Annotated in this window: 14 protein-coding genes and 1 pseudogene; 8 read left to right on the plus strand and 7 right to left on the minus strand. The window is 75.1% G+C overall.

Features of this window, described 5'->3' with window-relative positions; translation table 11 throughout:
* Positions 1-104: 104 nt before the first annotated feature.
* The 5 genes from acs to AW16_RS0109010 form a co-directional block, all read right to left on the minus strand.
* Complete coding sequence (gene acs, locus AW16_RS0108990; protein WP_029289759.1) at positions 105-2,090, minus strand: acetate--CoA ligase; 1,986 nt, start codon at positions 2,088-2,090, stop codon at positions 105-107.
* Between the two features lie 196 nt (positions 2,091-2,286).
* A complete protein-coding gene (locus AW16_RS0108995) occupies positions 2,287-3,861 on the minus strand; it encodes a hypothetical protein (RefSeq protein WP_029289760.1) in 1,575 nt (524 codons plus the stop codon).
* Between the two features lie 164 nt (positions 3,862-4,025).
* On the minus strand, positions 4,026-5,111 hold the full coding sequence (locus tag AW16_RS0109000; RefSeq protein WP_081861570.1) for a formate/nitrite transporter family protein: 1,086 nt from the start codon (positions 5,109-5,111) through the stop codon (positions 4,026-4,028).
* Between the two features lie 83 nt (positions 5,112-5,194).
* Positions 5,195-7,069 (minus strand): HNH endonuclease signature motif containing protein, encoded by a 1,875-nt coding sequence (locus AW16_RS0109005; RefSeq protein WP_156044122.1) that lies wholly within the window; start codon positions 7,067-7,069, stop codon positions 5,195-5,197.
* Between the two features lie 300 nt (positions 7,070-7,369).
* Complete coding sequence (locus tag AW16_RS0109010) at positions 7,370-8,764, minus strand: NAD-dependent malic enzyme (protein WP_029289766.1); 1,395 nt, start codon at positions 8,762-8,764, stop codon at positions 7,370-7,372.
* A 72-nt stretch (positions 8,765-8,836) separates the two neighbouring features.
* Here AW16_RS0109010 and AW16_RS0109015 point away from each other — a divergent pair, with 72 nt between their 5' ends.
* A complete protein-coding gene (locus tag AW16_RS0109015; protein ID WP_029289767.1) occupies positions 8,837-9,688 on the plus strand; it encodes a Fic family protein in 852 nt (283 codons plus the stop codon).
* A 319-nt stretch (positions 9,689-10,007) separates the two neighbouring features.
* Here the strand turns inward: AW16_RS0109015 and AW16_RS0109020 are convergent, their stop codons facing one another.
* Entirely contained in the window at positions 10,008-10,796 is a 789-nt protein-coding gene (locus AW16_RS0109020) for an HAD family phosphatase (protein WP_029289769.1), read from the minus strand.
* Positions 10,797-10,980: 184 nt separating this feature from the next.
* Between AW16_RS0109020 and ssd the strand changes: the two genes are divergently transcribed.
* The 7 genes and pseudogenes from ssd to AW16_RS18765 form a co-directional block, all read left to right on the plus strand.
* Complete coding sequence (gene ssd, locus AW16_RS0109025) at positions 10,981-11,700, plus strand: septum site-determining protein Ssd (protein ID WP_156044123.1); 720 nt, start codon at positions 10,981-10,983, stop codon at positions 11,698-11,700.
* Positions 11,694-12,857 carry a TadA family conjugal transfer-associated ATPase gene (locus AW16_RS0109030; protein WP_029289773.1) on the plus strand — a complete coding sequence of 388 codons (1,164 nt, stop codon included), beginning with the start codon at positions 11,694-11,696 and terminating at the stop codon, positions 12,855-12,857. Before ssd ends, AW16_RS0109030 begins: the two co-directional genes overlap by 7 nt.
* Entirely contained in the window at positions 12,854-13,522 is a 669-nt protein-coding gene (locus AW16_RS0109035; RefSeq protein ID WP_231495994.1) for a type II secretion protein F, read from the plus strand. The genes AW16_RS0109030 and AW16_RS0109035 overlap by 4 nt, the downstream gene beginning before the upstream one ends.
* Before the next feature lie 10 nt (positions 13,523-13,532).
* Positions 13,533-14,060 (plus strand): type II secretion system F family protein, encoded by a 528-nt coding sequence (locus AW16_RS0109040; protein WP_029289776.1) that lies wholly within the window; start codon positions 13,533-13,535, stop codon positions 14,058-14,060.
* A gap of 171 nt (positions 14,061-14,231) precedes the next feature.
* The gene (locus AW16_RS18760; RefSeq protein WP_231495995.1) at positions 14,232-14,573 is read left to right on the plus strand and encodes a DUF4244 domain-containing protein; all 342 of its coding nucleotides are present in this window, start codon (positions 14,232-14,234) and stop codon (positions 14,571-14,573) included.
* Positions 14,570-14,926: a TadE family type IV pilus minor pilin gene (locus AW16_RS0109050; protein ID WP_029289778.1), complete on the plus strand. Its 357-nt coding sequence runs from the start codon at positions 14,570-14,572 to the stop codon at positions 14,924-14,926. Before AW16_RS18760 ends, AW16_RS0109050 begins: the two co-directional genes overlap by 4 nt.
* Positions 14,923-15,228 (plus strand): annotated as a pseudogene (locus AW16_RS18765) (Rv3654c family TadE-like protein); the annotation flags it as partial. The gene AW16_RS0109050 and the pseudogene AW16_RS18765, both read left to right, overlap by 4 nt.
* Before the next feature lie 24 nt (positions 15,229-15,252).
* Here the strand turns inward: AW16_RS18765 and AW16_RS0109060 are convergent.
* Complete coding sequence (locus AW16_RS0109060) at positions 15,253-17,823, minus strand: DEAD/DEAH box helicase (protein WP_081861571.1); 2,571 nt, start codon at positions 17,821-17,823, stop codon at positions 15,253-15,255.
* Positions 17,824-17,825: the final 2 nt, after the last annotated feature.

Consider the following 17,825-nt stretch of genomic DNA (forward strand, 5'->3'; position numbering starts at 1 on the left):
CCCACGGCCGGACGATTCGCGCGGTTCGTCCGGGCAGGTGCAGCGGTCGGCGGGTGCACCGGCGCGTACCCGCCGACCGCTGCGCTCTGACCCGGTCCTCCTGCTCAGTCCTCGGACCCGGCGGCCGGCGCCGACAACCCCTGCGCGATCAGGTCCATCACCGACGAGTCCGCGAGGGTCGTCGCGTCGCCGACCTGGCGGTTCTCCGCCACGTCCCGCAGCAGGCGGCGCATGATCTTGCCCGAGCGCGTCTTGGGCAGCTCCGGCACGACGAGCACCTGACGCGGCTTCGCGATCGGCCCGATCTCCTTGGCCACGTGCCCGCGCAGCTCCGCTGACACCTCGTCGGCCGGCTTGTCCGTCGCACCCGCGTCGCCGCGCAGGATGACGAACGCGACGACCGCCTGCCCCGTGGTCTCGTCGGACGCGCCGACGACCGCCGCCTCCGCGACCCACGGGTGCGAGACCAGCGCCGACTCGATCTCGGTGGTCGACAGCCGGTGCCCGGACACGTTCATGACGTCGTCGACGCGGCCGAGCAGCCAGATGTCGCCGTCGTCGTCCTTCTTGGCGCCATCGCCCGCGAAGTACAGGCCCTTGAACCGCGACCAGTACGTGTCCGCGTAGCGCTCCGGGTCGCCCCAGATGCCGCGCAGCATCGAGGGCCACGGCTCGCTCAGCACGAGGTAGCCGCCGGCCCCGTCGGGGACCGGATGCGCCTCGTCGTCCACGACGTCCGCCGCGATGCCCGGGAGCGCGACCTGCGCCGAGCCCGGCTTGGTCTCCGTGACACCGGGCAGCGGGCTGATCATGATCGCGCCCGTCTCGGTCTGCCACCACGTGTCGACGATCGGCGCCTTGTCGGCACCGATCACGCGGCGGTACCACATCCACGCCTCGGGGTTGATGGGCTCACCCACGGACCCGAGCACGCGCAGCGACGACAGGTCGAACTTCGCCGGGATCTCCTCGCCCCACTTCATGCACGTGCGGATGGCCGTCGGCGCGGTGTAGAGGATCGTCACGCCGTACTTCTGGACGATCTCCCACCAGCGGCCGCGGTGCGGCGTGTCCGGCGTGCCCTCGTAGATGACCTGCGTCGCGCCGTTGATGAGTGGCCCGTACACGACGTAGGTGTGGCCGGTGATCCAGCCGATGTCGGCCGTGCACCAGTAGACGTCCGTCTCCGGCTTCAGGTCGAAGACGTTGAGGTGCGTGAACGCGGCCTGCGTCAGGTACCCGCCGGTGGTGTGGAAGATGCCCTTCGGCTTCCCCGTGGTGCCCGACGTGTAGAGGATGAACAGCGGGTGCTCGGCCTCGACGTCGACGGGCGTGTGCTGGTCGCTCTGGCGGTCGACGACGTCCGACCACCAGACGTCGCGCTCGTCGGACCACTCGACGTCCTGGCCGGTGCGCTTCACGACGAGGACGTGCTCGACCGTCGTCTCGCCCTTGGCGAGCGCCTCGTCGACCGCCGGCTTGAGCGCCGACGGGGCACCGCGCCGGAACCCGCCGTCCGCGGTGACGACGAGCTTCGCCTCCGCGTCGACGATGCGCGAGTACAGCGCCTCCGCGGAGAACCCGCCGAAGACGACCGAGTGCGGCGCGCCGATGCGGGCGCACGCGAGCATCGTGAACACCGCCTCCGGGATCAGCGGCAGGTAGATCGCGACGCGGTCTCCGGTCGCGACGCCGAGCTCGGTCAGCGCGTTCGCGGCCTTCGAGACCTCGCGCTGCAGGTCGGCGTAGGTGATGGTGCGGGTGTCGCCGCCCTCACCCTCGAAGTGCAGCGCGACGCGGTCGCCGCGGCCGGTTTCCACGTGCCGGTCGACCGCGTTGTACGCGGCGTTGAGACGGCCGTCGGCGAACCAACGGGCCACGGGGGCGCCCGACCAGTCGAGCACCTCCTCGAACGGCGTGCTCCAGTCGAGCAGGGAGCGAGCCTGCTCTGCCCAGAACGCCGGACGGTCGGAGCTCGCCCACGAGTACAGGTCGGGGTGAGCGTTCGCCTGCGCGGCGAACTCGGGGGACGGGGGAAAGCGTCTGTCCTCGGAGAGCAGGTTCTCCAGGCTGGGGGACGACTCGGTCACGACGGGCCTCCTTGCAGCGACATCGGTGCAGTACGGGACCTTGGTCCCGCCCGGCACTCTAGTTGCCTGCGGGGGCGCGTGCGGGCCGTCCGCCGGGTGCGCGGACGTCCGGGATGTCCGGTCCGCTCCCGGGGGTCGGGACCCGGTCTGCGCCCGGGGCCGTAGCGACGTCGCGGTCCGCGTCCGGTGGGCAGCGTCAGCGGTGGCGCTCGCGGAACTCGCCCAGCCGCACTCCACGCCTCCTCGCTCCGGCGGCGACGAACCCCGCGAGCAGCACGAGGAAGCCGGCGACCAACAACGTGCCCGCCGAGCCCGAGACCAGGACCTGCGTGATCGTCAGGTGCCACCCCGACGAGTCGACGTAGCGCAGGGTCACGTCCCGCGCGACCCCGGGCGCGATGAGCGACACCCCACCCACCGCGCTGAGCACCATGCCGGCGGTGATCGGAACCGCGGGGGTCCACAGCCCCAGCACCACGACCCAGCCCAGGAGCAGCAGACCGACGCCCACGAGCGCGATCCCCAGCACGTCGACCGAAGCCGTCCAGCCGGGGGTCTGCGCGTCGAGGATCCGGGCCTGGCCGACGAGCACCGCGCCGGCGCCGATCGGGCCGAGCAGCAGACCGACGACGACGCCGAAGATGTGGGCCCCGACCGACGTGGACCGGGGTGCGTTCGGGTCGGGGAACAGCTCGCCGTCCGCTGCGGGTGCCGACGCGAACGCCGGGTCGACGGGCGGGTCGACGACCGGCTGCGGGCGGGTCGTGGGACCGGTCGTGGGGGCTGTCGTCGGGCCGGTCGTGGGGCCGGTCGTGGGGCCCGGTATCGGGCCCGCCGTCGGGCCTGTCGTCGTCGGCTCCGTGACGGCCGGGATCGCGCCCGTGTACGCCTGCGTCGCGGCTGTGACCGGACCCGTCGAGGTGACCGGCTCCGGGTCGCGCGGCGTGCGCGAGCTCACGCGCGCGGGTGGTCCGGACGGGTGGTCGGTGGCGGCTCCCGTTGCGCTCGCGCTCGCGCCCTCGTCCGCAGGGCGACGAGACGGCACCGGTTCCGTCCCCGCAGTCGTCGGGACGCCGGCGAGCGGCTCGTGGATGGGCTCAGGGGCGGGCTCCGGGGGCACGGGAGCTGCGCGGACGACCGCGTGCCGACCGGTGACCGCCTCCGGCTCGGCCGGCCCGCCCGCGTCGGGCGTCTCGCGGGTCGTGGACGCATCCGCCCCGTCGGCAGCGGCAGCCGGAGCAGCGGCGACGAGAGCATCGTCCGTGGCGTGGTCGTCGGTCGGGGCGGCTGCCGGATCGACGACTGCCGGAGCGACGGCTGCCGGAGCGTCCTCACGTCGGCCGGCGGCCGCACGCGCGGCCCCGCTGGTCGAGGCCTCGTCACCCGCGATGCGCTCGGGCAGGTGCTCCGGGGTGTCGGAACGCTCGGTGGTCCCTGTCCCGGTGCCGGTCCCCTCCGCGGCCGCGGATTTGGTCTCGGTCGCGGGCGCGGGCGCGGGCGCGGTCTCGGTCGGGGACGCGGACACGGTCTCGGGTTCGGTCGCGGTCGCGGTCGCGGACGCGGTCTCGGGTTCGGTCACGGGTTCGGCGCGTGCCCCCGTGCCGACCTCGGTGCCGGCCTCGGCTGCGGCGCCGCTCGTCGCGTCGGCCTCGCCTTCCGTCCCGGTGCGCGCGCCGTCGGGGGCGTCGGGCGTGGTGCCTGCGTCGACCTCGGGCACCACGGCCGTCGTCTCGACGTCGCTCGGTTCGTCGGGACGGTTCTTCGGGGTCATGGCTGCTCCCTGCGGGTGGCGCGGTGCGGCGCCCGCGCGGGGCATCCGCCGTTGCCGTCACCGTAGTGCGGCGGCCTGCGCCCCGCCCGGCTCGTCGAGCGTGTCGGGCGAACCGGAAGCGCGCGAAGCCGCCGTCCCGTCTGGCGGCAGGGCGACGTTCACGGCTACCGAGGCGCCGCCGCGGCCGCGCGGTCTGTGCCCGCCGCGACAGGGATGGTGGCCGCCGCCGTCGGGATGGTGCCCAGTGCGACAGGGGTGCCCACTGCGACAGGGGTGCCCACTGCGACAGGGGTGGCGACCGCGGTCGGGATGGTGCCCACCGCGGTCGGGATGGTGCCCACTGCGGTCGGGATGGCGCCCGCTGCGGCCTGGTCCGTGCCGACGGTGGGAGTGGTGGTGCCTGCGGGGATCGGAGCGGCCTCCGAGGCGGCCGTACGGCTGGCGTCCGGGCCGGCGGCGGGCGAGCCGTCGCGCGCCGGGACGGGCTTGCTGCCGTACACGTACGCGAGGCCGACGAGTACCGCGCCCCCGATCGTGTTGCCGAGGCCGACCGCGGCCACGTTGCGCGCGAACTCCGTCCACGTCGCACCCGGGAGCCCGCCGATGATGCCGAGGGAGAACGTCGTCATGTTGGCGACGACGTGCTCGAAGCCCGACGTGATGAACACCATGACGCAGGCGAACACGACCGCGATCTTCGCGCCCTCGCTGGTCAGGCGGGCCGCGCACCAGATCGCGAGGCACACCAGCAGGTTGCACAGGATGCCGCGCACGAAGAGCTGTCCGGTCGACTCGGCCGCCTTGTGCTCCAACATCGACGCGATCGTCGCGCCGCCCGCCGTACCCGGGGCCAGCACGCCGGACGCGTGCACCAGGAGGGCGAAGACGAAGGCGCCGAGGAGGTTGCCGGCCAGCGTCGCCAGCAGGGTCACGGCGGCACGCCCCCAGCGCACCGCGCCACGCACGGCTCCCTGCGTGAGGATCATCATCGCGGAGGTCGCCAGCTCTGCCCCGGCAACGACGACGATCGTGAGCGCCACCCCGAAGACCAAGCCCTTCACGAGGGGCGCGAACCCCGATCCGGACGCGTCGAGCGGGCCGCCGGCGGTCGCGAGGATGAGCACGCCGATGCCGATGTAGGCACCCGCGAGCATCGTCCTGACCAGGAACACCCCGGGCGTCCGCAGCAGGTCGACCTTGTGGTGCGCGGCGTCGACCTGGGCGTCGACTGCTTCGGAGATGGTCAGCACGTGTCCCAGGGTCCCGCCCGCAAGACACCGATTCATGGGACGAAGGGCCGCTCGCCGCCCGGTCGGGCGGCGGCGCCGGGTCGTCAGGCGGCGGCGCGGCGTCGCGGTTCGTTGACGACCGTGCCGTCGCTGGTGCGCCGGAACGTGTAGGTCGCGCGTGGCCGCGCGATGGGCGGCAACTCCTCGGGTGGATCCGGGCTGCCGACCACCGTCGCGCCGGGCACGCCGGGCACGCCGGGCACGCCGGGCGTGTCGGGGTTCCGGGCCGGGCGGTCGGGCGGTGTGTCGCTGTTCTCGATGCGTGGTCGTCGCCGCCCGGGCTTCCGTGGGGGCGGTGGTTGGTGTCGTTCGATGGTGAGGTTGTGTTCGTGGACGCGGTGGTGGTGGTAGTCGCAGAGCATCACGGCGTTCTCGAGTGAGGTTTCGCCGTTGTCGCGGTCCCACCAGCGGATGTGGTGGATCTCGGTGAACCGGGCGGGTGTTTCGCACCCGTTCCAGGCGCATCCTTGGTCCCGCACGGTCACGGCCCGCCGGTGCGCCCCGGTGTACACCCGGGCGGTCCTGCCGAGGTCGACGGGCACGTTGTCCGCGGTGATCGCGATGCGGGTGATGTCGCAGTCGCACAACGCCCGCGCCAGTTCCGAGAGCGCCACCGGTGTCCCGTCCTCCAGCGTCGGTGCGGGCACCCCCGCGAGCCCGGCCGCCAGATGCCCCGCAGCGGAGCGGGTGGTGATCAGTTCACCGTCGGCGGTGCGCGGACCGGGCAGGTCGGACAACAGCGTGTCGGTGTCGCTGGCCCCATCGCGGCTACCGCTGTCGACGTTCTCGCTGCGGCGGGCGTGGTGGATGCGGCCGGCCTCGCCGGCCAGGCCGGCACGGTGCAGCTCAACCATGGTCTCGGCCGGCACGATCAACGAGATGTGCGGCCGGTTACGCACCCCGGACAACCCGCCACCGGGCTTGCCGGTGCGCGCGCCAGCGCCAACGCCGGTCGAACCGACCAGGCCCGCACCGGTCGTCCCACCGGCACCGCTGCCGACGGCGCCCTTGCCACCGGCGCCGGTACCGGCACCCGCGCCCGTGCCGCCGCCACTCGCACCGCTCTCACCCATGCCGCACCCGAGCGCGTGCGTAGCGATCGCACCCAGAGCGTCGGCGCGGCGTTGCTGCCCGGTGCGTTCATCCCCCTCGACCCGCGGCGAGGCGGCCTCCAACGCCAGGCGTAGCGCGTGCCCGGTGGTGGCGTCCAGGAACCCGGTGACCTTGACCCCCGCGCCGTGACCGGACAGGTTGAAGAACCGGTCCCGCCGTGCCTGGTCGTGCTCGTCCTGCACCCGGCCCGGGTCGAAGACAGCCGCGTACTCCAGGATCGTCCTGCGGGTCTGCACCGGTGTCATACCCGTGACCGCCTCAGTGAACCTCGCCTGCGCGGCCGGGTCCGCCAACGCCTCCCGCAACCCCTGCGGCCCCTCAGCGGTGACCTGTGCGATCACGTCCAGCTGCGCCAACCCCACCCGCGACTCGGCGACCGCCCCCGCCAGCACCGGCATCGCCTCGAGCACCTCCCCGGCACGCACCTGACGACGCGCCTCCGCAGCACCCGCACCCGACACCCGGGCCCGTGCGTCCACGAACGAGCGGTCCCCCGGACCGACCGACGTCCCCGCCACCTGCTCCGCCCGCAGCACCCGAGCATGCGCGACGCGGACCAGGCTCATCACCCGGTCCAACCCCGCGAGCACCGTCGCCCGCCGCGACCCCGACCACGCAGGAGCACCCTCCGCGGTCGCGTGCACCGCACGCGCCCACGACTCGAGCGCCGCCACCTCGTCCCCGCCCTGGACCTCGACGGCGCAGATAGCAGTGGTGGGCGCGGGCGTGGACGAGGGGATGCCAGCGGGAGCGGGGCTGCACGCCGGCGCGGAAGAGGAGGTGGAGGTGGAGGTGGAGGCGCGCATCGCCGGACCGTCAGCAGGACCAGCGGGACCGCTCGCGCAGCTCCCCTCACCGCGCCCCGCCCGCGCGTCGGCCAACGCCACCCGCACCCGGTCCGCACCCCGAGGCGCGTCGCCGTCGACCAGCACCAGCCGGTCATCAGCGACACCCTCACGAGGCGAACCAGGAACTTCGAACATGCGTATGAATCTACCCGAACCCGACACCCCGGGTCAACCCAGAAACGGCACCTGATCTGCGAAAACACCCTGTGGACAAGACAGCGCGACCACGTGCCTGTGGACGGCTCGACAACCTCCCGGTCACACGCTCGCCGACGCCCGCGCAGCCTCCACGACCGCCTGCGCGACACGCGTCGTCACCTCGGGGTTGAACACGCTCGGCACGATGTACGTCGGGTTGAGCTCGTCCGGCCCGACCACCTCCGCGAGCGCCCGCGCGGCCGCGAGCAGCATCGTGTCGGTGATGCGGTGGGATTGCGCGTCGAGCAGCCCCCGGAACACCCCGGGGAACGCGAGCACGTTGTTGATCTGGTTCGCGAAGTCGGAGCGACCGGTGCCGACGACGGCGGCGTACTGCGCGGCCTCGTCGGGGTCCACCTCGGGCCGCGGGTTCGCGAGCGCGAACACGATCGCGTCCGCGGCCATCGTCGAGACGTCCCGCCCGCTGATGACGTCCGGCGCGGACACCCCGATGAACACGTCCGCACCTGCGAGCGCGGAGGGGATGGTCCCACGCACGCCCCGCGGGTTCGTCACGGCGGCGGTCCACGCGAGCTGCGGCGTGAGCCCGGGCCGGTCGGGGTGCACGACGCCCTCGATGTCGGCGACGACCACGTCGTGCGCACCCGCGGCGAGGAGCAGCCGCAGCACGGCGGTGCCGGCTGCGCCCGCACCGGACAGCACGATGCGGACCGTGCGGATGTCCTTGCCGACGACCTGCAGCGCGTTGGTCAGCGCCGCGACCACGACGATCGCCGTGCCGTGCTGGTCGTCGTGGAACACGGGGATGTCGAGCCGTTCGCGCAGTCGCTGCTCGACCTCGAAGCAGCGCGGCGCGGAGATGTCCTCGAGGTTGATGCCTGCGAAGACGGGCGCGATCGCGCACACGGTGTCGACGATCTCGTCGACGTCGGTGGTGTCGAGCGCGATGGGGAACGCGTCGATGTCCGCGAACCGCTTGAACAGCACCGCCTTGCCCTCCATCACGGGCAGCGCGGCGAGCGGTCCGATGTCACCCAGTCCCAGCACCGCGGTGCCGTCCGTGACGACGGCGATCGTGTTGCGCTTGATCGTGAGCCGACGAGCGTCCTCGGGACGTGCCGCGATCGCCTCGCAGACCCGCGCGACGCCCGGCGTGTAGGCCATCGACAGGTCGTCGCGGTTGCGCAGCGGGACCTTGGAGGTGATCTCGAGCTTGCCGCCGAGGTGCATGAGGAACGTGCGGTCGCTGACCCGGTCGACGACCACACCCGCAAGGGCCTTGAGCGTCTCGACGATGTCCGCCGCGTGCTGCTCGCCGCGCGTCGCGCACGTGACGTCGACCGTCATCTGCTCGTGCCCGGACGCCGTGACGTCCAGCGCCGTGACGATCCCGCCCGCGGACTCGATCGCCGTCGTCAGCTCGCTCACGGCCGTGGGCCTGGCGCTGACCTGCAACCGCGCGGTGATGGACGACGAGACGCTCGGTGCCGGCATGCCGCCAGTGTGCACCCCGCCACCGACACCCGCCTGGTCCGCGGCGCGGGCGGTCGCGCCTAGGGTGACCGGGTGCCCGCCGACCCGCTGCAGCCCCTCGTCGACCTGCCCGGCGTCGCCGCGGCGGTCGAGCGCGCGCGCGTCGCGTGCGAGGAGCTGCGCTGGCACGAGGCGTTCCGGCGGCGTTGGCGCGAGGTCCGCGCCGAGTCCGGGGTGCGCGCAGCGCGCGCGAGCGCCGAGCTCGAGGGGGCGCGCGTGACGCTCGACGTCGTGCGGGCCGTCGCGCTCGGGGACGCGGGGGCCGACGCACGGCTCGACGCACCCGGTGCGGTCGTGGCGGGCGCGGTCCCCGCGACCGCGCTCGTCGAGCAGCTCATGGCCGACCTCGGGGGCCGCGACCGGCCACTGCCGCCGTGGCCGCAGCTGCTCGCGCGCGTGCACGCGGCGGCCGGTGCGGGGTGGCTGCCAGCCGACGACCTGGGGCGGGTCCGACGAGGCCCGCAGAGCGCGGCGGGCGATCTCGCCGGCCTCGGCCCCGCGCTCGCCCCCGACGAGGCCTCCGCGCGGCTCGCGCTCCTGGTGCGCACGCTCGACGCCACGTCGGCACCCGCGCTCGTCGTCGCCGCGGTGCTGCACGCGGAGCTCCTCGTCGTGCGGCCGTTCGTCGCCGCGAACGGGCTGGTCGCGCGCGCCGCTGCGCGTCTCGTCGTGACATCGCGCGGGCTCGACCCGACCGGGTCCGTGCAGCCCGAGACGGCGTGGGCGGCGCGGCCGCAGCAGTACCTCGCGGCCGCGGCGGGCTTCGCGGCGGGGACCGACGCGGGGGTCGCCGGGGGGGTGTCGTCGTACGCGGACGCCGTGGTCGCGGGGGCGCGATGCGCCCGCGACGTGGCCGACGAGGTGCTCGCCGGCCGCCGCGCCTGAACGACCCGACCTCCTGCCGGGACGAACGACGGCGACGCCCCGTGAGGGACGCCGCCGTCAGCTGCGATCGGAGGGCGATCATGCGTGCACCATCGTGGTTCGCTCCGGGACCAGCCCGGTCGACCTGCCCATAGGTGGGCTCTCCTGCGCGTGGGTACCCTCGCGGCTCTGCAGTTGTGGCACTGTCCTACGCCTGCGAGCGCGATCCGGGAAGTGCTCCGGGGTGTCGTCGCAGGTCGCGCACCGCCCGCGGGTCGGATCGTGGGACGCCGGTCCCGCGATGTGGTCGATGTGGCGTCGTCGGACACGTCGTGCCCGGTCAGGCCTCCGGCCGTCGTCGGCCCAGGTACCAGCCGACCGCGACACCGGCGACGACGAGCGCCGCGACCCCGAGCGCCGCCCAGCCCGCGGGCCGCCGCGCGAATGCGAGCAGCGGCACGGGACGGTCGAACGTGAGCACGCCCCACCCCTGGTCCTGCGCGCGCCGCCGGAGCACGCGGTCCGGGTTGACCGCGTACGCGTGCCCGACGAGGCCCAGCATGGGCGCGTCGGTGATCGAGTCCGAGTACGCGTAGCTGTGCGCGAGGTCGTACCCGCGGTGCTCGGCGAGCTCTCGGATCGCCGTCGCCTTGTTCTCGCCGTACGCGTAGAAGTCGATCTCGCCGGTGTACCGGCCGTCGACGACCGACATCCGCGTCGAGATCACGTGGTCGGCCCCGAGAACGGCCGCGATCGGCTCGACGATCTCGCTGCTCGACGCCGACACGATCACGACGTCGCGCCCCTCCTCGTGATGCCGCTCGATGAGCGCGACCGCCTCCGCGTACACCGTGGGGTCGATCGCCTCGTGCAGCGTCTCCTCGACGACGTGCGAGACCTGCGCGACCTCCCAGCCCGCGACCATGCGCGAGAGCTGCACGCGCAGGCGCTCGGTCTGGTCCTCGTCGGCCGCGCCCAGCAGGTACGCGATCTGCGCGTACGCGGCCCTCAGCACGCTGCGACGCGTGAGCATGCCCTCGGCCAGGAACCCGCGCGAGAAGGCGGTCGCCGACGACGTGGCGATGATCGTCTTGTCGAGGTCGAAGAACGCGGCCTGCTGCAGGTCCATGGGTTTCCCGGGTCGGTGGATCAGCGGTCGGCGCGAGCGTAGCGGCGGCCGCCGACATCGCGTCGCGCTTGAGCGGACGTGCACACGGCGACGAGCCGTCCACAGGCCCGTCCCGCGGCGGACCCGTCCACAGCGAGCCGTCGCAGCCGCCGGAAGGGGTGTGCGTGCACGGCACGGTGCACGGATGGAACCACGACGTGACCAGCACCGCGCCCACGTCGTCGGCGTGCTCGGCGCCCGCGGCGGTGCGGGCGCGACGACGCTCGCGGCCGCTCTCGCCTCGCGCCTGTCGGGCAGCACGGCGACCGCGCTCGTCGACCTCGACGCCGCATCCGGCGGCCTGGACGTGCTGCTGGGCCTCGAGCAGGTCGACGGCGCGCGGTGGCCAGACCTTGCGGAAGCGCGGGGTGACGTCGACGGGGCTGGGGTCGTCGCACTGCTGCCCCGCTGGGGCAGGTGCGCCGTGCTCAGCGCGGACCGGCTGCGCCCGGGGGCGGTCGCCGCCGACGTCGCGCGCGACGTGCTGCGAGCACTGGCGGCCACGCTCGGGGTCGTCGTGGTGGACCTCGACCGCGCCGGCGCCGTCGCGCGGGCGCCCGCGGTCGAGGAGTGCGACGAGGTGCTGCTCGTCGTCCCGCGCGACGTGCGCTCGGTCGCGGGCGCGACGGCGCTGCTGCCGTCGCTCGAGCGCGCACGCGTGGGTCTGGTCACGCGTGGGCCGGCTCCCGGGGGGCTCGGGACAGCGGACGTCGCTGCCGCTCTGGGCGTCGAACCCGTCGCCGTGCTCCCGGTGGATCGCGGCCTCGACGCGGGTGTCGAGCGAGGCGGTCTCCGGACGAGCGCGGCGACCTCGCGCGCGGTCGCACGCATCGCCCGCGACCTCGGGTCGGGCCGCGCGTGGTGAGCCCCGAGGAGTCGATCCTCGAGGACGTGCGGGCCGTGGTCGCGCTCAGCCCGGACGTCGACGACGCCGCGCTCGCGCGCGAGGTCGACCGCGCCGGGCGGGCGCGCGGCCTCGTGCTCGGGTCCGACGCGCGGGCCAGGCTCACGCGCGTGGTGCGTGACGCGGTGCTCGGGGCCGGCCCGCTGCAGCGGCTGCTCGACGACCCCGACATCACGGACGTGCTGGTCAACGGCCCACGGGACGTGTGGGTCGAACGGCACGGCGAGCTGCGGCCGACGAGCGTGGACCTCGGCGACGAGGCAGGTGTGCGGTCGCTCGCGGTCCGGCTCGCGGCCGTCGCGGGCGCCCGGCTCGACGACGCGCAGCCGGCCGTGGACGCGCGACTCCCGGACGGCACGCGCCTGCACGCGGTCCTGCCGCCCGTCGCGGACGCGGGCACGCTCGTGAGCCTGCGGACCGTACGGTCCGAGGCGTTCACGCTCGACGACCTCGTCGCCTCGCGGTCGCTCGCGCCCGCACTCGTGCCGGTCCTCGCCGACCTCGTGCGGGTGCGGGCCAACCTGCTGCTGTCCGGCCCGACGGGTGCTGGCAAGACGACGCTGCTCGCCTCGCTGCTCTCGCTCGTGCCTCCCGACGAGCGGATCGTGGTGATCGAGGAGGCAGGCGAGCTGCGCCCTCGTCACGGCCACGTCGTGCGGCTCGTCGCGCGCCGCGCCAACATCGACGGCGCGGGCACGGTCACGCTGTCCGACCTGGTGCGGCACGCGATGCGGATGCGGCCCGACCGGATCGTGCTCGGCGAGTGCCGCGGTGCGGAGGTCGCCGACGTCCTCACTGCCCTCAACACAGGCCATGACGGCGGCTGCGCGACGGTGCACGCCAACGCGGCCGCCGAGGTGCCGGCCCGGCTGCAGGCTCTCGGCGCTCTCGCGGGACTGCCGCGCGAGGCGGTCGTCGCACAGGCCGCGGCCGCGTTCGACGCGGTCGTGCACCTGCGCCGCGGTACGGGCGGACGACGACACGTCGCGGAGATCGGCCTCGTGCGTGCGGTCGGTGACCGGCTCACGGTCCAGCTCGCGCTCGCGGCGGACCCCGGCGGGGCGGTGCTGCGCGGTCCCGGGTGGGACGAGCTCGCGGCGCGTCTGGGGGCGATGTGACCTGGGCTGCCGGTGCGTGCGTCGGGCTCGCGCTGCTGGTGCTGGGGCGCCGCAGCCGGGCGACCCGCTGGCGCGTCACGCGGGTGCGGCACGGCGGACCCGACGCCGCCCGGTCCGTCGACCTGTCCGCCCTGCTGCTCACGGTCGCGGCCCGGCTGCGCGCGGGCACCTCCCCGTCGCACGCGTGGGCGGGTGCGCTCGGGGTCCCCGTGGGCGACGTCCCGACCGCACAGGCCCTGGCACGCGCGACGGGTCACGCCTCCACGCGTCGTGCGGACGTCGCGCTCGGGCGCCGTCGGCCGGCGGCGGGGCCGCGCGAAAGGGCCGTCGTCGTGGCGGCGTCGTCCGCAGCCGTGCTCGGGGCCCCGCTCGCGGGCGCGCTCGAACGCGTCGCGCGGGCCGTCGCGGACGACGAGGAGGCCTCCGCAGAGCTGGCGGCCGCGCTCGCCGGCCCGCGTGCGACGGCGCGCGTCCTGGCGTGGCTCCCGCTGCTCGGCATCGGGATCGGGACGCTGCTGGGCGCCGACCCCGTCGGCGTGGTCCTGGGCGGCGGGTGGGGGAGCGGCGCCGGTGCCGCGGGCGTCGGCCTGCTCCTCGCAGGGCGGTGCTGGGTACGTGCGCTGCTCGTGCGTGCGCGCACCGGGCCGACGAGTGCCGACCGATGAGCGCCGACCGATGAGTGCGGTCGTCGCGGCGGTGCTCGTGGCGGCGGTGCTGCCGTGGACGTCGGGCCGCCGCCCGCGCGGGACGCCACGTGCGCGCGACGAGGTGCACGGCCCGGTCGACGAGGTCCTGCTGCTCGACGTGCTCGACGCCGCGCTGTCGTCGGGTGCGCCCGTGCCGCGTGCGCTTCAGGTGGTGGGCGCGTGCGTGGGTGGCGACGACGGCGCCGCGCTCGCGCGGGCCGCCGGGGCGCTCGTGCTCGGCGCGTCCTGGGATCGTGCGTGGGCCGGCAGCACGTCTGCGTGCGCTGCGCTGGCGGATGCGCTCGAGCCCGCGTGGACGTCGGGAGTGTCACCCGGTCCACTGCTGCGCGCGGAGGCCGACCGTCTGCGACGCGAGCGCAGGACCGCGGCGCGTGCGGCTGCGGCCACGCTCGGCGTGCGCCTCGTGCTGCCGCTCGGGCTGTGCTTCCTGCCGGCGTTCGTGCTGCTCGGGCTCGTGCCGATGGTCGTCAGCCTCGCGTCAGGCCTCGTGCGGTGACCTCGCGCAGTGACGACGGACGAGGTTCTCGTCGTGATGCCGAGCCGTCCACAGCCCCCGGTCCCGTCGGCCCCGTCCACCGATCGGCTCGTGGAGCCGCCGGAGCAGGCGCGGGGCGCCGAACGTGGGACCCCGCGCCGAAGGTCGGCGCACGGCGAAGGAGGAACGACCATGAGCTCCACCCAGATCGCGGCGCACGACGACAACGACGACGAGCTCCGGCACCGGCGCGGGCCGCGACGACCGCTCGTCGCGCTCCCGAGCGCTGACGCTCGCGACGAGGCGGCACCGCGGCGCCTGCGCGTCGTGCGCCCCATGTTCGTCCGTGCGGCGGCAGCCCGGACCGCACGGTCCCTGCGTGGGGACCTCGCGCAGGCCGGGATGGCGACCGCCGAGTACGCGATCGCCACGCTCGCCGCGGCGGGCTTCGCGGGCGTGCTCGTCGTCGTGCTGAAGAGCGGTGCGGTGCGCTCGCTGCTCACGGGCATCGTGAAGCAGGCGCTCTCGCTGTGAGGACCCGGGCCGGTGGGCGTGGCGGCGACGAGCGTGGGTCGGTCACGGCGGAGCTCGCGATCGGGTTCCCGGTCGTGGTCCTCGCGCTCGTGGCGGCGCTCGGCGTGGTCGCAGCCGGCAGCGCGCAGCTGCGGTGCGCCGACGCCGCACGGGCCGGCGCGAGGCTCGCGGCTCTCGGCCAGGCGGGCGACGTCGTGTCGAGTGCACAGCGGCTCGCGGGAGAGGGCGCGTCGGTGACGGTGGCCGACGACGGGTCCTGGACCACCGTCACCGTGCGGCGAGCGGTGCCGGGCGTCGGGTGGTTGGGCGGGCTGGACGCCTCGGCGTCCGCGAGCGCGCGGGTCGAGCCGTGAGCGAGCGCGGGTCGGGCACCGTCCTGCTGCTCGGCGTGGTGGGGGTCCTCGTGACGCTCGCGGGCGCGCTCGGGCTGCTGGCGGCGGCGCAGCACGCGCGGGCCACGGCGCAGCAGGCGGCCGACCTGGCCGCGCTCGCCGCCGCGCAGGGGTGGAGGACGGGCGGCGAGCCGTGCGCGCTGGCGGCCGAGGCCGTCGTCCGCAACGGGGCGGTGCTGGGTCGGTGCGTCGCGGTCGACGGCGGCATCGTCGGTGTCGTCGCGACGCACCGCTCCCCGGGTGGCACCGCGACGGCACGCGCGGTCGCGGGGCCGGGGCCGGCACGCTCAGGACGGGGCGTGCTCCAGCACCGCGTCGAGCAGCCGGATCGCGGCGGCCTTGTCGAGGGGGTTGTTGGCGTTGCCGCACTTGGGCGACTGCACGCACGCCGGGCAGCCCGTCGCGCACGAGCACGCGGCGATCGCATCCCGCGTCGCGCGCAGCCACACCGGCCCGAGCGCGAACGCGCGCTCCGCGAACCCGGCCCCACCGGGGAACGCGTCGTGGACGAACACCGTCGGCAGCCCGGTGTCCTCGTGCAGCGCGGTCGACAGCCCGCCGAGGTCCCAGCGGTCGCACGTCGCGAGGAGGGGGAGCAGACCGATCGACGCGTGCTCGGCGGCATGCAGGGCGCCCGGCAGCGCCTCGGCGGAGACACCGGCTCGCTCGACGACGTCGGGCGTGGCGGTCCACCAGACCGCGGCGGTGCGCAGCGTCCGCGCCGGCAGGTCGAGGCTCTCGTTGCCGATCACCTGCAGATCGGGCAGGCGCTTGCGCTGGTAGCCGAGCACCTGCGTGGTGACGTCGACGGCGCCGAACCCCCAGGTGAGCGGACCCCAGGAGACGGAGCGGTCGACCGACACGATCTCGGTCGACGTGACCCAGCGCGCCCAGGTGCCGTAGTCGACGTCGCGGCGCGTCGCGAACGCCACGCCGTCCTCGAGGCGCAGCTCGTCGATGACGAACACGAGCCCCTGGTGCACGTAGACCGCGCCGGTGTGCACCGTCGAGTCGGCCGACGCGGCGTCGACCGTGCCGAGCACCCGGCCGGTGGCCTGCTCGACGACGCGCACCGGGTCGCCACCCGTCCCGCGCAGGTCGGTGAGCCGGGTCGCGGGCTCGGCGTGCGTCCAGTACCAGCCCGACGGTCGTCGGCGCAGCGCACCGCGGGCGACGAGCTGGTCGAGGAGCGCCGCCGCGTCGGGACCGAACAGTCCGAGCTCGTCGAACCGCAGCGGCTGCTCGGCGGCGGCAGCGCACAGGTGCGGCGCGAGCACGTACGGGTTCCCGGGGTCGAACGTCGTCGCCTCGACGGGCACGTCGAAGATCGCCTCGGGGTGGTGCACCAGGAACGTGTCCAGCGGGTCCTCGCGGGCGACGAGCGCCACGAGCCCGTCGGCACCCGCGCGTCCCGCGCGTCCCGCCTGCTGCCAGAGCGAGACACGCGTCCCCGGCCAGCCCGCGATGAGCACGGCGTCGAGCCCCGAGATGTCGACGCCGAGCTCGAGCGCGTTGGTCGTCGCGAGCGCGCGCAGCCGGCCCGAGCGGATGTCGCGCTCGAGCTCTCGCCGTTCCTCGGGCAGGTAGCCGCCGCGGTACGCCGAGACCGCTCGCACCAGGGACGGGTCGACCGCGCCGACGTGCCCGCGCGTCGCGGTCGCGACCGTCTCGGCGCCACGGCGCGAGCGCGTGAACGCGAGCGTGCGCGCACCGTGCACGACGAGGTCCGCGAGCAGGTCGGCGACCTCGGCGGTCGCGGTGCGTCGCGGTCGGTCCTCGGAGCCGGCTTCCGCCACGAGGCGCCCGCCCGTGCCCACCGGCCCCGAGCCCTCGCTCGGGAGGGCGGCCGTCCACACGTCGTCGGGTCCGGGCAGCGTGCTGTCATGCGGGTTGCGCTCGGCGTGCGCGGGGACGACGAGGGGTGTCGCCCACGGGTCGTCCTCGGGCGCCGGCGCGGCCAGGCCTGTCGTCGTGGTCGCCGTCGTCGTCGCTGCTGTCGTCGCGTCGTCGAACCCGGGGAGCTCGGGCGGCTGCCACAGCACGAACGTCTTGCGGCCCGCGGGCGACGCGTCGTCGGTGACCGCGACGACGTCGCGCGGATCCACGCCCACGAGTCGCGCCGCGCTCGCGGCGGGGTCGGCCGTCGTCGCGGACGCGAGCACGAACGTGGGGGACGCGCCGTACGCCTCGGCGACCCGTCGCAACCGGCGCAGCACGAGCGCCACGTGCGCGCCGAACACCCCGCGGAACGCGTGGCACTCGTCGAGCACCACGTACCGGAGCGAACCGAGCAGGCGCGCCCACCGGCGGTGCTGAGGCAGGAGGGCGAAGTGCAGGAAGTCGGGGTTGGTGAGGGCGACGTGCGCGTGGTCCTGCACCCAGCGGCGCTCGTCGAGCGAGGTGTCGCCGTCGCACGTCGCGACGCGGACGTCCCGGGCGCGGGCCGCGACCAGCAGCCGTTCGAGCGATGCCAGCTGGTCCGCGGCGAGCGCCTTCGTCGGGCACAGGTAGAGCGCCGTCGCGGCGCGCTGCACGGACTCGATCCGGCCGGGGTCGAGCACGGACGCGGCCGACGACGCACGCACGGCGCTCAGCGCCGGGAGCCAGAACGCGAGCGACTTGCCCGACCCGGTGGAGGTCGCCAGCACCGTGTGCCGGCCCGACCAGGCGGCGTCCGCCGCTGTGACCTGGTGCTCCCACGGACGGTCGACGCCCAGCGAGCGGTAGCCCTGGACCAGGTCGACGTCGGCCCACGAGGGCCACGGCGCCGCGCGACCGTCGCGGGCGGGCAGCTCCCGCACGTGCGTGACCCGGTCGGTGCGCCGCCCGCCGGCGGTCAGCACGTCGAGCAGGTCCACCC

Origin of the sequence: Cellulomonas sp. HZM, assembly GCF_000708885.1 — a bacterium.
Lineage (GTDB): Bacteria > Actinomycetota > Actinomycetes > Actinomycetales > Cellulomonadaceae > Cellulomonas.